The sequence below is a fragment of the Enterococcus xiangfangensis genome, assembly GCF_005405365.1.
GTDB classification, from domain to species: Bacteria; Bacillota; Bacilli; order Lactobacillales; family Enterococcaceae; genus Enterococcus_A; species Enterococcus_A xiangfangensis.
Map to the genome: position 1 here is coordinate 311,534 of NZ_BJDX01000001.1, position 16,816 is coordinate 328,349.

The following is a 16,816-nucleotide window of genomic DNA, read 5'->3' on the forward strand; positions in this document are numbered from 1 at the left end:
TCAGTTCTTTCTAATTACTTTGGCGCTTGTTTTTTCAAATTGGCTATTATTATAGAAGCTTTAGCTCATAAAAAACAGCTCATTGAATCAACAATGAGCTGTTACTTATACTATTTTTTTCTGATAGGCACAGGCTGCCCAGTAAAATAATACATAGACTACCAACATCAAACCGCAGAAAAGATAAACAAAACCATAGTTTGCATTTTTAGCGATATGAGCGATTACTGAAAGTGCCAGCATACTGTGAATCAGCGCTAAAATGGCTGGAATAAAAAAGACGACACGATTCTCACGTTTGATTTCTTGATAGATTGCTTTATCTGGAATCCCCATTTGCCGCAACAAGCCATATTGTTTTTTCTTCTGTTTGAATTCTGAGAGCTGACGTAAGGTCACCATACTAGCTGTCGTAATAATAAACGTTGTTGTAACAAAGGTCACTACAAACAAAACTAACCCTACACTGCTACGCGTCGTTCGATACGTTTCTTGATGTGAAGTGTATTCTGAGCGATAAATCGTCGAGTCTGTCTTTTCTCCTTTTCCTTCAGCGATCTCACCAATGATCTGCTGATTTTTCCACGCAAGATTATAGTGGATTGGATGATCCCAATCCCCTTCTAAATTTTCGCGGATCAGCTGATTTAACTTATTCTCAAACTGCGGATCTACATCGATTACTTCAGTCGTATAGGTCAAACCGGCCGTTTTATTGAACAATTCATCGGAAACAACGATCAACCCCGTGCCGTAACGCAAATTCATATCGCCAAAAAAATTGGTATGAATTGCTTGAACTGTTATATTTTGTTCTTTCAAATTGATCGTCTCGCTGTAGCGCGTATAATCGTTCAAATAGCGTTGATAAGAACTTAAGACAACTGTCGAATGATCAGAATTCAATTGGATATCTTGCAACGTCGGATTGATTTTTTGAAAGGCCCGATAATCTGAAACAGTGATCATATCCATGACTTCTGGTCCTGAGTTTACCCCTTCGCCGCGAATCTCAACATTTTGTTTTGCTGGTACTGCTTTGAAATGCAAGGTTTGTCGTTGATATGGAAGTGTACTTTGCAGTTTTGGTGCAAATTTCTCATAACTCTCACGCGTAAGCATCAGTGAAGCTGGCGCGATTTCATCTACTGCGCGCATCTCTAGTGAAACAAGTGCGACCATGCCGCCCAAAATCGCTAATGCCAAACCTAAAGCAACGGTGATTGAGCCAAAAAAACGCCATTCGCTGAATAACCGTAATTGCCACTCGCTTCTTGACAACATCCCAAGATTTTTATTCAGCCGTTTGGGTCGATACGAATTGTACCAGCGCAGTGTAAATGCAAAAAAGAGATAGCTGCCAATCACGCACAAGCCAAAGATCACACTCATCAACAGCAAAGTTCCTTGAATTAATCCAAAAAGGTCACTCGCTTGGCGAACAAAAAAAGTATAGGCCGCGGCCATCGTCCAACCGCTCAGTAAGAATAAAGCGCCAAAGATCCCTAATATTTTTTGCCACAGCGAGATTTTCATCGCTTGAACTTTGCGTAACCGCTGCTTTTTCAGATGTGAAAATTTATAACCTGATACTAGCCATAAGATTTGAAAAGAAACGACTGCAAGGATGAATAACACGACTAAGCCCGTTGTGATAATCGCATCTGGAGAAAAAAAGAAGTGTACTTGCAAGGAAAGATCCATTGCCTTGACTAAGATCATACTGAACAACTTAGACAATAAGATTCCTAGACCAATCCCAATCCCAAAAGAAAAGATCCCGATAAAAAAAATCTCTGAAATGAACCAAAGACAGATTTGATAATAATTCAACCCGTATAAATGAAAGATACTGATATCTTTGCGGCGATTCTCAATAAAAAATCGATTGGTATTTGCCATAAAAAACAACAGGATCAATACTACCGCAAAACTACCGAACCCCAGCATTCCAACAAGTTGAGTATTTTTTCCAGCACTGCGGATCAACGGCTGTTCATAGGTCATGGCGGTGAAAGAATAATAGACCATTACCGCAAAAATCAAACTGAAGAAAAAAATCAGATAGTTGGCTAATTGTTTTTTGAACCCGCGCCAAATAATGCTAATCAGCATTGGCCTTCCCACCTCCGCCGATCGTCGCTTGCATATCGATGACTTTTTCAAAAAAGGCTTTTCGTGAAGAACGGCGAACGACTTCTGAGAAAAAGCGCCCATCTTTGATGAACAATACCCGATTGCAATAACTTGCCGTGTAAGGATCATGGGTCACCATCAAGATCGTCATTTCTTCATGGAGATTCACTTCATCCAAATAGTTCAAAAATTCAGTCGCGGCTTTTGAATCCAATGATCCGGTCGGCTCATCAGCAAACAAAACTAACGGCTGGCTGATCAGCGCGCGAGCCGCCGCAGTGCGCTGCTGCTGACCGATAGAAATTTCTTCTGGATACCGTGCCAAGATAGATTCGATCTTTAAAATCTTTGCTAAGTGCTGGATCCGTTCTTCAATCTCAGCGTATGAAAGTTTGCTGACGGCTAATGGCAAAATAATATTATCTTTTACTGTTAAACTATCGATCAAATTAAAATCTTGAAAAATAAAGCCCAGCTTTTCCCGCCGAAAATCGGTCAAATCTTTCTCCCGCATCTGAGTGATGTCTGCTCCGGCGATTTTAACAGCACCCATCGTCGGCAATAAAATGGTCGAAAGAATAGTCATCAAGGTTGTTTTCCCCGCACCGCTTGGACCCATAATGCCGACAAATTCGCCTTTTTCTACTGTAAAATTCAAATCGTTCAAGACAGTGACTTTATTATTGCGTGTGCCAAAACTTTTGCTAAGGTGCTGCACATCGATCATTCTTTTCATCCGATCCCTCCTATTCCTAATTTGAGCGGTTCTTTTTATTTTTCCAGAAAACTCTCGACAAATTCTTTTTTTACCGTCTTATTTTTTTCTTTTATGGTATCATATAAAAGTTGGATTCTTACGTGAAACGACCTTTAATCAACTTACAATTTTTTCACTTTCTCGAAAAAATATTTTGTAGTTATTTTATTTTAAATAGAAACTTGACCTCATCGGTTTCTTCTTATTTATTATTAAACAAACACACTATATATAGTGTGTTTTTCTATTTGTATAAAAAAATAATACTATATATCGTTGCAACGATATTGGAAATGCTATATGATTGATAGTGAAGTTTAAAGGAAATGGAGTTGTTTATAATGATGGAGATCCATACAAAAGATTCATTAATTAATAAGTATCAGCCGTCGCTAAAAAATATCAAGGTTATCAAACGCGATGGCCGTCGTGCATCATTTGATGATCAAAAAATTTATGATGCCTTGATCAAAGCAGAAACAAAAATCAAGGGATCTGTTGACCCATTGGCTCATGAACGTATCCAATCAATTGTTGAACGAGTAGACGCTGAAATTTCAGAACGCTTTACTAATGACATCAAAATCTATGAAATCCAAAATATTGTGGAACACACATTATTAGAACACAACGAATATGAATTAGCTGAAGAATACATTAATTATCGGACACGCCGCGACTTTCAACGGAGCAAAGCTACCGATATCAATTTTACGATTGGCAAATTGATTAACAAAGACCAAACCGTCGTGAATGAAAATGCTAATAAAGACAGCGATGTCTTCAATACACAACGGGATTTGACTGCCGGGATCGTTGGTAAATCGATTGGTTTGAAAATGTTGCCGGCACATGTTGCAAACGCGCATCAAAAAGGGGATATCCATTACCATGATTTGGATTACCATCCATACACACCAATGACTAACTGCTGCTTGATTGACTTCAAGGGCATGTTGAACGACGGGTTCAAAATCGGAAACGCCGAAGTTGAAAGTCCTAAATCGATCCAAACAGCAACGGCTCAAATCTCTCAAATCATCGCCAACGTCGCTTCTAGTCAATATGGCGGCTGTTCTTCTGATCGAACGGATGAATTATTAGCACCTTTTGCCCGCTTGAATTATAAGAAACATTTGAAAGACGCAGAAGAATGGATTGAAGATCCGGAAAGACAAAAAGCTTTTGCGAAACAAAAAACACAAAAAGATATTTATGACGCGATGCAAAGTTTAGAATACGAAATCAACACATTGTTTACTTCAAATGGACAAACACCATTTACTTCATTAGGTTTTGGTCTGGGAACGGATTGGTTTGAACGGGAGATCCAAAAAGCGATCTTACAGATTCGAATCGAAGGCTTAGGCAGTGAAAAACGGACGGCGATCTTCCCTAAATTGATTTTTACTTTGCGCCGCGGAACAAACTTAGAACCAACGGATCCAAACTATGACATCAAAGAGTTGGCACTGGAATGTGCGACGAAACGGATGTACCCAGACATCTTGAATTATGACAAATTGATCGAACTGACCGGCAGTTTCAAAGTACCGATGGGTTGTCGTTCATTCTTGCAAGGCTGGAAAGATGAAAATGGCGAAGAAGTAAATGTTGGCCGGATGAATCTAGGCGTCGTTACGTTGAACTTGCCACGGATTGCAATGGAATCAGGCGGCGACAAAGATAAATTCTGGTCTTTACTAGAAGAACGGCTGCAAATCGTTAAAGATGCGTTAGTCTTCCGAATTGATCGTTGCAAAGAAGCGACTCCTGCAAATGCACCGATCCTTTATCAATATGGCGCATTTGGCAAACGATTGAAACGAACCGATTCCGTCAATGAATTGTTCAAAAATAAACGTGCGACGATCTCTTTAGGTTATATCGGTCTTTACGAAGTAGCCAGTGTTTTTTATGGCGGCGCCTGGGAAGGCAATCCTGAAGCAAAAGAATTTACTTTAGATATCATGAAAGACTTGAAGGAACATGCTGATACTTGGGGAGACGAATACGGTTATCATTTCAGCGTCTACTCAACGCCAAGCGAAAGTTTAACGGATCGCTTCTGTCGTTTAGATACTGAACGTTTCGGCCTTGTCGAAAATATTACCGACAAAGACTATTACACAAATAGTTTCCATTATGACGTGCGAAAAAATCCAACACCTTTTGAGAAATTGGATTTTGAAAAAGATTATCCCGCTTATTGCTCTGGCGGATTTATCCACTATTGCGAATACCCTGTTTTGCAACAAAATCCTAAGTCGTTAGAAGCTGTTTGGGATTACGGTTATGATCGGATCGCTTATCTAGGAACCAATACACCGATCGATCATTGCTACAAATGTGGTTTTGAAGGAGATTTCAAACCAACGAAGCGTGGTTTTGAATGTCCACAATGTGGCAATCATGATCCAAAATCTTGCGACGTCGTGAAACGGACTTGCGGTTACTTAGGAAATCCGCAAGCACGTCCAATGGTCCATGGCCGTCACGAAGAAATCGCTTCGCGCGTAAAACATATGAAATAATCAAAAACAATTTGAGCTATAACTCTTAAAAGTAAAACTTGTTAGAAAACCGCTCATTCAGCAAAAATAATCAGAAATGACAGGGACGGCGCTCTTTGCCGCTCCCTGTTTTACTTGAAAGGTGGAAAACATGCGTAATCCTAAACCAAAAGAATGGCTGGCTAGTGAACTTAGCCAACAATACATCGCTGACTATAAACCCTTTAATTTTGTCGATGGCGAAGGCGTTCGCAACAGTCTATATGTCAGCGGCTGTCCCTTTGCTTGCGAAGGCTGCTTCAACGCCGCGGCGCAAAATTTTCGTTATGGCAAACCGTTTACCCAAGCTCTAGAAGATCAAATCATTGCCGATACCGCTCATGATTATGTTCAAGGACTTACTTTTTTAGGCGGCGAACCTTTTTTGAATACTCAAGTCTGTTTGAAAGTAATCGATCGGATTCGCAGTGAATTTGGCGCCAGCAAAGACATTTGGTCTTGGAGCGGTTATACGTTTGAAGAGTTGTTGTTAGACAGCGAAGATAAACTAGAAATGTTGAGCAAAATCGATATTCTCGTTGATGGACGCTTCGAACTCACTCAAAAAAACTTGATGCTGCAATTTCGCGGCAGCGCCAACCAGCGCATCATCGACGTCAAAAAATCGTTGGCACAAGGTGAAGTCGTAATCTGGGAAAAACTCCACGACTCAGAAAAAGCATTTGAACAAATCAAAAAGAGCGACCTAATTTGATCGCTCTTCCCATAAAGGCAACACAATATTTTCATAGGCGACGGGATCTAGATTGGTCAAGGTGATACCAACCAAGCGGATCCCTTTTTCAATTCCACCGATTTCTTCCCAGATCAAACTTGCTTGAGAAAACAATTCTTCTTTCTTTTCTATTTAATACGGCAACGTCACTCGGCGGGTCACTGTCGTATAGTCCGCATAGCGAATCTTGACTACGACTGTTTTCCCATGGCGTTGGACACGTTTTAGTGCTGTTTCGACTTTTTCTGCCAATTGCCGCAACTGACTCAAAACTTCTTCATCTGTTGATAAGGGGCGGCCATAGGTATGTTCTTTCCCTACTGATTTTCGTTCCCGTGTGATGCTGACGGGTGAATCGTGGATCCCGCGCACCTTACGATACAAAGAATAGCCCATCTTGCCAAACTCTTGGATCAAAAACATTTCACTTTTATCATAAAGATCCGCACCGGTAAAAATACCCAATTCATTCATTTTCGGTACCGTCTTCTTGCCGACACCGTGAAATTTTTCAATCGGTAAACGTTTCAAAAAGATGACCGCCTCATCTGGAGAGATCATTGTCATGCCCTGCGGCTTTTGATAATCAGAAGCCAGCTTAGCCAAAAATTTATTGTAGCTGACACCGGCAGAACAAGTCAATTGCAATTCTTGCCAAATATCTTGCTGGATCAAACGAGCGATCTTAACGGCTGAACGAGCATTGATTTTATTTTCAGTCACATCAAGGTACGCTTCATCGATTGAAACCGGCTCGATCGTCTCCGTATAACGACTGAAGATCGCCCGAACTTGTTTTGAAACGGCACTATATTTTTCATGATCTCCCGGCTTAAAAACTGCCTGCGGACACAATTCGAACGCTTTTTGCGCACTCATCGCCGAATGGATTCCGTAAATCCGTGCTTTGTAATTGGCGGTGGTCACGACCCCTTTGCCGCCAGTATCAGACGGGTGGCGGGCAATCACTAGCGGATGTTTGGCTAACTCCGGATCATCTCGTTCTTCGACGGATGCAAAAAAAGCATCCATATCTATATGGATAATTTTTCGCGAAGTATCATTTTTTAACGGAAAAACCAACTCAGCCATCCTACCGCCTCCTTCAAATAATTTTCTATGTCCATTATAGCCGAACATCCGTTCACGGACAATTATGCCAGTTGATTTAATTTTCAAGATGAAACCAGTCGTGTTCATTTTTGATTTGTTTGTGGAAAAAATTCCGATAACTCGTATATTTATCTAAATTTTGATTTCAGTAATGAATCGAGCATAAAAAAAGAAGTTATGACAAAAAATTTTTTGTCATAACTTCTTTTTCCGAATAAATGGTAAGGAGCAGCGTATTCTTGACGTTGTCTACCTCTATTACATTCTCATCGTTCGATCAAATTCACTTTGCGGATCATTATCTTATCAGCGGCCGCGCGTTGAAATTCTTGCGGTTCACCAAATATCTCAGCATAGATGACTTTATTATGTTCCCGTCTGCGCAATTGATAGATAATCTTTCCTGTATCTTCCAATTCTTTCATCATTTCCGTCACGCCGCCGAATCCGGTTTTTTTAGTGATAAAGCCGGTTGCCACCATGCGTTCATCCAAATAACGTGCTGTAATGACCGACCCTTTTACTAAAGTCGTTCGCAAAGCGGTCGCAAGTTCTTCCAACTCTTCCGGTACGGGCAATTCTCGTTCCACCGGTTGATATAACGTGTCGCGCAGCGTATCTAATTCTTCAACCAGTGCTTCATATTGTTCTTTAGTCAGCATCACACCGGCGATCTTTTCACGATTAAAGATATACACGCCGGTCTCTGCTTTACGAGCTTGAGCGAAAACATCCATTGGTGATTTTTTTACTTCAGTGATCGAAGATGTCGGAACATCTAATTTGCGTAATCCCATTCTGCTCTCCTCCTGCTTCTTACTAATGGAATTAGTTTTTCAAACGAAAGAACTCACTCCTGTTTTTATTTGTCTGTCATTTTACTTATTACGCTGAAACTTTAAAAAGTTTGGCAAGTAAACGGCGATTGTTCGCTTAGTCCCCATTATTATAGCATAACCTTTCTTGAAGAAAAATCTTCGCCTTACTTTCCTTCCGTAAAAGACAAAAAAGCCTGATACCGTTCCTGTATCAGTAAAGAGGATCTTAAATCAGGATTCAGTGCCAGCACGATTTGACGGCTGGAAGAAAAAATCGTTTCTAATACATTCGCTAATTCATCTAAGCGGCAGTTGCTTAATAGCGGCAGCCGCTGTTTCATTTTTTTACTAAGTATATAAAAATTTTCAGCAGTCGTTTCAGTTTGAGAGTGGTCCATGACTGCAAGCGGCAACCCTTGGTAAATCCCTAAAAACAACTCAAATAATTTTGTTTCAACGATTTTTTTCGTTAATTCTGTCTCCCAATCTATCATTTGTTCGACGAGGATCATTGCTTTACGTATTTCTTGATACAGCTTCGTTCGATGCGCCTGATGGCTTCGATAAAAATCGGCACAAAATTGATAATGATACCGCGTATAATCTAAGAAAAAATACTCAGCCCGCTCAGCAGACAAACCAAACTTTTTTATGAAGCTTTCAACCATTTTTTGATCAGGAAATAACGCTGGATTTAAGAAATCAGAAGCAGCTGGGCAATACGGTTCCATTTGTTTGTATAGCTCCGCCTCATCAAATTGATAAAAATCACGCAAATATCGCAGCTGTAAATGCATGATCACTGACTTTTTTCCAATCAAACCACCTGTTTGAAAGTTCGTAAAAAGGTTCCAACAAATCAAATATTGGTTTATTTTTTTTAACTGGGAATCGTTTACGTTCGGTGGTCCCAAATTCCAAAGGTACTGCCGAAAAAGCTGAAAATACGGATCTGACAGCAATAGTTTCCGATAGAGTTTCGCGTAGTTTGGTTCATGCTGCCAATCGATCTGCCAATATTTTGCTCTTCGCACATATTTTTTTTGCCGCAGTTCAGTCAAATCGCGGAGAATCGTTTTAGCACTCACCTTAGTTTGATTCGCCAATTCACTGACTGAATAACATTCATTTTGTAATAATTCAATCACTCGTAGCTGTCGGCGGCATTTTTTCCCAGTCATCGCTTGCCAGATCATCCGTTTCACCTACTTCTCGTCTTTTCTTTCAAAATAGCATAAGTCACGATCAGTTTTTTTCTCAGCTTTTTTACAAGAAAAAAAAACGCCTGAATTCTCAGACGTTTAAAGTCATCGCATTGATTGCCACGATAATCGTACTTAATGACATCAAGATTGCTCCGACAGCAGGGCTTAAGAGGATCCCGATAGGTGCTAGGACACCCGCAGCTAGTGGAATCGCTATAATATTATAACCTGCTCCCCACCAAAGATTTTGGATCATCTTGCTGTGTGTTCGTTTAGCTAACTGAACAAATTTCAGAATGTCTCGTAAGTTGCTGTTAGTTAAGACGACATCGGCTGAATCAATCGCGATATCGGTACCAGCACCGATTGCCATACCGATCGAAGCTCTTGCCAAAGCCGGCGCATCATTGATTCCATCACCGACCATCATGACCTTCTTGCCTTGATTGGTATAGCGTTTAATGATTTTTTCTTTATCATCCGGTAACAGTTCACTATAAAATTCTTTGATTGCCAAATAATCAGCGACTGCTTTTGCTGCTTCGTTGTTGTCTCCGGTCAACATTACCGGTTCGATCCCTGCTGCGCGCAAATTCTTGATAAAGTCTTGTGCTTGATCTTTTAACGTATCTCCCATCGCAAAGAAGGCAATCAACTGTTGATCAATTAACAAGAAAGAGATTGTATTCCCTTGTGCTTGATAATCTTTTAATTTTTCTTGATCAAAATGCAGCTCACGTTTCTCAATTTCTTTTTGGTTAGCTAAAACAACTTGATGACCTTCTACCGTTCCGCTGACTCCAACACCTTTGATTGTTGAAACATCTTGTGCTTGATAAGGCTCGATCGTTTCTGATTTCAAATAATTCATGACACCAACTGCTAACGGGTGGTTCGTTTGACTTTCTAAAGCGCCAATATATTTTAACGCCTCTGCTTGACTGACATCCGTCAATACTTCTACACCTGTCACCGTGAATTTGCCTTCAGTCAATGTTCCCGTTTTATCGAGAAAAACATAATCCAATTGATTTCCTTGCTCTAAAGCTTGCCGACTTTTTAACAACAGACCATTTTTAGCTGCTAAAGAAGTTGAACGAGCAATCACCAATGGAATCGCCAAACCTAATGCATGGGGACAAGCAATTACGAAAACCGTCACCATTCGTTCCAATGCTTGTGGTAAATCTGCTAGAAACAGCCAAGTAATGAATGTCAAAATCCCAGCAGACAGCGCAATATAAAACAACCACTTCGCTACTTTATCCGACAGCGATTCTAATCTCGATTTTTCTTGCTGAGCTTGTTTTACCATCGCCATAACTTTAGCAAGATAACCGTCTGCACCTGTCCCAGTAACTTTTAACTGGATAGTCCCATCACCATTGACAGAGCCGCCGATGACCGAGTCACCAATTGTTTTTTGAACACCTTTCGATTCACCAGTAACCGCAGACTCATCTGCAATCGTAGAGCCGTCGATAATTTCACCGTCAGTCGGCATCTTATCGCCAGCACGTACGAGTACTTGATCGCCTCGTTGGATCTCTTGTAATTTCACTTTTTTAGTAGTGCCGTCTGCTTCGATCTTATTGACCTCATCTGGCAATAACTCTGCCAACTTTTTCAGCGCATTGCTGGCATTTGAAACAGCGTTCATCTCCACCCAGTGACCTAACAACATGATCACAATCAAAGTTGCCAATTCCCAGAAGAAATCCATCACGTGTTCATGTGGGTTAACTTTATTAGCGACAAATGAATACAGACTGTAGATATATGCGACCGAGATCCCCATAGCGATCAATGTCATCATCGCAGGGCTCTTCATTTTCAATTCCATCTTAGCCCCGCTCAAAAATGGCTGACCGCCGTAGATGAAAAGAATCGTTGCTAAAACCAATACGACCCACTCAGAACCAGGAAAAGTAAATTGAAATGGAAGCTGGATACCCATCATCGGTGAAAGAACGATGATAGGCAGCGACAAAACAAGCGAGAGCCAAAATTTTTGCTTAAAATTTCCCATATGCATCGAATGATCCATCCCACCATGGTCATGATCATGTCCATTCATTTCATGGTTCTCATGATGAGGGCCATGTCCATTCATTGTAGCCGAAGCGTGATCATGATGGTCATGTTTTGAATGATCCATCTTCATTGATTCATCCATTTGTTCTCCTTGCTTCATGCTAAACGCCTCCTACAATTTTTTTTGATTCAAGCTGAGCGAATTTAACAACACACTGACAGAACTAAATGCCATCGCACCACCGGCAATGATCGGATTCAAAAATCCTACTGCGGCAAATGGAATCCCAATCACGTTGTATAAAAATGCCCAGAACAAATTTTGCTTGATTTTTCTTAAGGTCAGTTTTGATAAACGAATACTCTTTTCAACGGATAAAAGATCGCTGTTCATCAAAGTGATGTCTGCTGTCTCCATCGCGATATCTGTTCCGCTGCCCATTGCAATACCAATATCTGCCAAAGCTAGCGCAGGGGCGTCATTGATTCCATCACCAACCATCCCTACAGACTCGCCAGCGGCTTGTAACTGTTTAACAACTTGTGCTTTGTCCTCTGGTAAAACTTCCGCCACGATATCAGCGACTTGCAAACCGACTTGTTCACCGATATAACGCGCCGTTTGGGGATTGTCTCCCGTCAGCATTTTCACTTTGATTCCAAGCTGATGCAGCGCCGCGATTGCCGCTTTTGAAGACGCTTTGACTTGGTCAGTTACTGCAATCAGCGCCAAAATTTTAGTTTGATCAGTCAAAAACATGACTGTTTTGCCTTCTTCTTCTAACGCTACCACACGCTCTTTCGGAAATGAAATTTCCCGCTCCTTCAGGCCACGCTTTGAACCAACGAAATAACTTATTCCGCCGATCTCTCCGACGACACCTTGTCCTGTTAAACTCGCAAAATTTTCAACTGGCAAAATGTCTATCTGATCTTTTCCATATTGATAAATAGCTTTGGCTAAAGGGTGTTCTGATTGTTGTTCTAAACTAGTTAAATAGGCTAATGCTTGCGGATCAAAAGCCTCAAAATCGGCCACTACAGGTTTTCCTTCTGTAATAGTTCCTGTCTTATCTAAAACAACCGTAGTTAAATGTGCAATTTTTTCTAACGCACCGCCGCCTTTAATCAAGATTCCTGATTTTGCACCCAAACCAGTTCCTACCATAATAGCGGTTGGTGTCGCTAAGCCCAATGCGCAAGGACAAGCAATCACTAAAACAGAAACACTATGAACGATTGCTTGCTGCCAGTCTTGCGTGACTAAACCAGTCACAAGTAACGTTAATAGGGCGATTCCTAAAACGACTGGAACAAAAATTTTAGAGATTTTATCAGCGATTTGCTGGATTGGAGCTTTTTCACCTTGAGCATCTTCTACCATGCGAATAATCCGTGAGAGGACCGTCATGCTGCCGACTTGAGTCGCAATAAATTGGATGCTCCCAGTCGTATTGACCGTTCCGCCAAATACTTGATCATCGACTTGTTTGTCTACTGGCAAACTTTCACCTGTCAGCATACTTTCATCGATTGTCGTCTGGCCAGCAAAAATCTTTCCGTCGACTGGAATTTGTTCTCCTGGACGAACGCGTAAAAGATCGCCGGCTTGTACATCTTCAATCGGTACTTGTTTTTCTTCGCCATCTACAATCCGTGTCGCAGTCTTAGCTTGTAAACTCATCAACTGTTTGATTGCATCGCTGGTTTTTGTTTTTGCCTTTTGCTCTAAATATTTGCCTAATAAGATCAGCGTAATGATCATACCGCCGCTTTCAAAATACAAATCTGAATTGTGCGGATTGAAGAATCCATTATATACGCTCAGTGCAAAAGCCGCTGTCGTTCCCATTGCGACTAAGACATCCATGTTCGGTGCATTTGTTTTTAAAGCATGATACGCTCCGCGATAAAATCGGCGGCCCACTCCGAATTGAACCGGTGTCGCCAAGATCAGCTGAACTAGCGGTATATGCAGAAAATGGACCCATTCAGCATGACTGCCTAACAACATTGCGATCATCGCGACCATTAAAGGTGTCGTTAAAACAGCACTCAAAATCAAATCACGTTTCATTTTTGTGAGATAGGCTGCTTTTTCTTGTTCAATCTTTTGCTTATGTTCCTCATCAAAAAGAATCGCGCCATAACCAATAGATTCCACTCGTTGAATTAAATTTTCTGCAGTAAGACTGTCGTCAAATTGAACAGTCGCTTTTTCAGTGGCTAAATTGACGTTTGCTTCCAACACGCCTTTTGTCGCCTTTAATTCTTTTTCCACACGGGCAGAACAATTGGCACAAGTCATGCCGGTGATCGCAAATGTTTCTACCGTTGCTTCTGCCAATTAGATCACCTCAGTTTCATATCCTGCTGCTGTCACAGCTGCTGCAATTTGATCTGCAGATACTTGTGTTTCGTCAAATTTAACGACACCTTGATTTTTCTTTAGATCGATTTTCACTTTGTTGATTCCTTCTAATTGATTGATCGCCTTTTCCACGTTTGCCACACAGTGATTACAGCTCATTCCATTGATTGCAAATTGTTTTTTCATTTTTGATTCGCTCCCTGTCTTAAATATAATTTTTTCTGTTGGATAACAGCCAACTGTATTTTTATTAATGAGTACCTATGTTTAGTTATGATGATTGCATTCGCATTGTCCGGGAATACAGTTACATTCGATCGTCGCTACAGTCTGTTTATTGAGCAGCTGTTCTTTGATCAAATCGACGTCTGCATCTGTCAGCTCTGCTTCTGCCACTAACTCAGCGATTGTTTCGCCGATTCGTTTCGCACAAATATGAGAAAACAAATTTTCTGTTGCACTTTTGACAGTCTCACCTTCACTGATCGCCGGATAATAAATATATTTCTTTCCCGATTGTTCTGTTCGAACAGCTTCTTTTTTTACTAGACGCCCTAATAATGTTTTGATCGTCGCTGCTTTCCAGTCCATCGTTTGACCAAGAATATCAACGATTTCTTGTGCAGTGGTAGATCCCTGCGTCCAGATCACACGCATGACTTCCCATTCTGAATCGCTGATCTTAATTGGCGTATTCGTCATTGTCTTAATTCTCACTCCTTTCGTTTACAATTGTAATCCACTTTTAAAGTTTACAGTTGTAATCGATATTCGTCAACCCTTTTGCTGTTTTTTTTTAGTTTTTTTGCGGGCAGCCACATTATCTGCTGATCTGACTCTGTTTAGCATGCGTTCTTTATTACATTTTTTTTGTTAAATAAACTTGATTGCGTTGCAAATTGTACAAAAAAACAGCCTTCAAAAAAGAAGACTGTTTCTTGCGCAACTATTTTATTTTCAAACACCGCATCGCATTTACTACTGCGATCACGGTTACTCCGACATCCGCAAAGACCGCAGCATACATAGTCGCAAATCCTAGTGCGCCTAAAATCAACACTAGAATTTTTACACCAATTGCAAAAACGATATTTTGTTTGACGATGCTCATTGTCTTACGAGCGATTCGAATCGCTACTGGGATTTTAGCCGGCTGATCATCCATAATCACAACATCCGCCGCTTCAATCGCAGCGTCTGAGCCAAGTCCGCCCATCGCGATCCCGATATCTGATCGTGCTAAAACGGGCGCATCATTCATTCCATCACCCACAAAGGCCGTTTTGTGTTCGCGTTTTAATTCTTCTTCTAAATAATGGACCTTATCTTCTGGCAATAATTCGCTATACACTTGATCGATCCCAATTTTTTTGCCGATCGTATCAGCGATTCTTTGATTATCTCCCGTCAACATCACCGTACGTTTCACACCGAGTTCTTTGGCCTTTTCCAATGCTTCTGCGACGTTGTCTTTTAATTCATCTGCGATCACTAAATGACCGATGTAGTTTCCATCCATTGCGACATAGACAATCGTTCCGATTTGATCGATTACTGGAAAAGAAACCCGAGCTTCCGCTAATAATTTTTCATTTCCTACTAATAAACGATGTGTTTCAATCATTACTGAAATACCAAACCCAGCGATTTCTTTTAGTTCACTCACTGGCAACAATGGTTGATCGACATATTTTACGATTGATTGTGCCATTGGATGACTAGAACTTTGTTCGGCACTTGCCACATAGCGTAAAAATACATTCCGATCGATGGTTGTTTCAACTTGTTGTACTTCAAAGACACCTTTAGTCAGTGTTCCTGTTTTATCAAAGACAAGCGTTTCAACATTGGCTAAGGTTTCGATATAATTGCTGCCTTTAATCAGGATACCGGCTTTGCTGGCACCACCGATTCCGCCAAAGAAGCTTAATGGAACGGAGATAACTAAGGCACAAGGACAAGAAATAACTAAGAAAGTCAACGCGCGGTAAATCCAATCATAAAAAGGATCCCCTGTCACAAGCGGCGGAACAACAGCCAATAAAACTGCCAATCCGACAACAATCGGCGTATAGTAACGGGCAAAACTAGTAATGAAATTTTCTGCTGGCGCTTTTTTGCTGCTGGCATTTTCAACGAGATCCAAAATCTTGCTGACAGTCGATTCACCAAACGTCGTAGTTACTTCAACTGTTAATTGACCACTTTGATTGATGAAGCCACTAAGAATCTGATCCGCTGGATAAATACTGCGGGGAACCGATTCGCCGGTCAACGCTGAAGTATCCAACATCGAATTGCCTTCCTTGACGATTCCATCTAACGGAACCTTTTCTCCTGGTTTAATCAAAATCTGATCGCCGACTTTGATCGTTTCCGGCGCTACTTTTTTTACTGCATCGTTTTGGATCAAATTAACTGAATCAGGTCGGATCGCTAGCAGTGAACGGATGGATTTCCTTGATTTTTCTACAGCATAATCTTGGAAAAATTCGCCGACTTGATAAAACAACATGACTGCTACAGCTTCTGGATATTCACCGATGGCAATCGCACCAATCGTTGCGATCGCCATCAAAAAGTTTTCATCAAAGATCTCTCCATGAAAAATATTAATGAGCGCAGTCTTTAATACGTCATAACCAATCCATAAGTATAAAATCAAATAAGCCACCAATTTCCAAGGCATAACTGGCGAAAAAATAAGCAGCAGACCCAATCCGACAAGTGCTGTTGCGATCTGAATAATTTTTCCTTTCGCACTTTCTTCGTTTTTTTCAGTTTGGATATTATTTACTTCAACTTCCGGTTCTAATTTATTAATGACTGCTTTTGCCTCTTCACTGACACGTTCAATGTCTTTTTCAGGTGCGACAATTGTCAGTTTCGTACTGATGAAGTCCACTTGCGCATTTTCAACCCCATTGATTTGTTGGACCGATCGTTCAATTTTTGCGGCGCAATTCGCACAATCCAACCCATCTAATCGATATACTTTTTCCATGAGATTCCCTTCTCTCTTACATATGAATATTTCCTCATGCTTATTATATATGAATGGCTATTCATATGTCAACCAAAATGAAAGCTTTTT

The 16,816-nt window shown here is 40.8% G+C and carries 11 protein-coding genes and 1 pseudogene; 2 read left to right on the forward strand and 10 right to left on the reverse strand.

All coding sequences use genetic code 11. The features are described 5' to 3' along the window. Positions 1 to 105 precede the first annotated feature (105 nt). The gene (locus FFM68_RS01570) at positions 106 to 2,115 is read right to left on the reverse strand and encodes an ABC transporter permease (protein WP_137617685.1); all 2,010 of its coding nucleotides are present in this window, start codon (positions 2,113 to 2,115) and stop codon (positions 106 to 108) included. Next, the gene (locus tag FFM68_RS01575; protein ID WP_137617686.1) at positions 2,105 to 2,872 is read right to left on the reverse strand and encodes an ABC transporter ATP-binding protein; all 768 of its coding nucleotides are present in this window, start codon (positions 2,870 to 2,872) and stop codon (positions 2,105 to 2,107) included. Before FFM68_RS01575 ends, FFM68_RS01570 begins: the two co-directional genes overlap by 11 nt. Positions 2,873 to 3,234: 362 nt before the next feature. On the opposite strand from FFM68_RS01575, the gene nrdD reads away from it, so the two are divergent. Together nrdD and nrdG are read left to right on the forward strand one after the other, a co-directional pair. Further along, the gene (gene nrdD / locus FFM68_RS01580; RefSeq protein WP_137617687.1) at positions 3,235 to 5,427 is read left to right on the forward strand and encodes an anaerobic ribonucleoside-triphosphate reductase; all 2,193 of its coding nucleotides are present in this window, start codon (positions 3,235 to 3,237) and stop codon (positions 5,425 to 5,427) included. 130 nt (positions 5,428 to 5,557) lie between these two features. After that, on the forward strand, positions 5,558 to 6,160 hold the full coding sequence (gene nrdG, locus FFM68_RS01585; RefSeq protein ID WP_137617688.1) for an anaerobic ribonucleoside-triphosphate reductase activating protein: 603 nt from the start codon (positions 5,558 to 5,560) through the stop codon (positions 6,158 to 6,160). Here the strand turns inward: nrdG and dinB are convergent. From dinB to FFM68_RS01620, 8 genes and pseudogenes are all read right to left on the reverse strand, one after another. Continuing rightward, positions 6,152 to 7,273 (reverse strand): annotated as a pseudogene (gene dinB, locus FFM68_RS01590) (DNA polymerase IV). The gene nrdG and the pseudogene dinB sit on opposite strands and share 9 nt — an antisense overlap. A gap of 287 nt (positions 7,274 to 7,560) precedes the next feature. Further along, positions 7,561 to 8,091 carry a type II toxin-antitoxin system Phd/YefM family antitoxin gene (locus tag FFM68_RS01595; protein ID WP_137617689.1) on the reverse strand — a complete coding sequence of 177 codons (531 nt, stop codon included), beginning with the start codon at positions 8,089 to 8,091 and terminating at the stop codon, positions 7,561 to 7,563. A gap of 185 nt (positions 8,092 to 8,276) precedes the next feature. Then, on the reverse strand, positions 8,277 to 9,308 hold the full coding sequence (locus tag FFM68_RS01600; protein WP_137617786.1) for a DeoR family transcriptional regulator: 1,032 nt from the start codon (positions 9,306 to 9,308) through the stop codon (positions 8,277 to 8,279). A 97-nt stretch (positions 9,309 to 9,405) separates the two neighbouring features. Then, positions 9,406 to 11,511 carry a heavy metal translocating P-type ATPase gene (locus tag FFM68_RS01605; RefSeq protein WP_137617690.1) on the reverse strand — a complete coding sequence of 702 codons (2,106 nt, stop codon included), beginning with the start codon at positions 11,509 to 11,511 and terminating at the stop codon, positions 9,406 to 9,408. Between the two features lie 12 nt (positions 11,512 to 11,523). Continuing rightward, entirely contained in the window at positions 11,524 to 13,698 is a 2,175-nt protein-coding gene (locus FFM68_RS01610) for a heavy metal translocating P-type ATPase (protein ID WP_174784487.1), read from the reverse strand. Continuing rightward, complete coding sequence (gene copZ, locus FFM68_RS13165; protein ID WP_174784488.1) at positions 13,699 to 13,908, reverse strand: copper chaperone CopZ; 210 nt, start codon at positions 13,906 to 13,908, stop codon at positions 13,699 to 13,701. 81 nt (positions 13,909 to 13,989) lie between these two features. Beyond that, a complete protein-coding gene (locus FFM68_RS01615; protein WP_137617691.1) occupies positions 13,990 to 14,424 on the reverse strand; it encodes a CopY/TcrY family copper transport repressor in 435 nt (144 codons plus the stop codon). Positions 14,425 to 14,668: 244 nt separating this feature from the next. After that, positions 14,669 to 16,726 (reverse strand): heavy metal translocating P-type ATPase, encoded by a 2,058-nt coding sequence (locus tag FFM68_RS01620; protein WP_137617692.1) that lies wholly within the window; start codon positions 16,724 to 16,726, stop codon positions 14,669 to 14,671. Between the last annotated feature and the right edge of the window lie 90 nt (positions 16,727 to 16,816).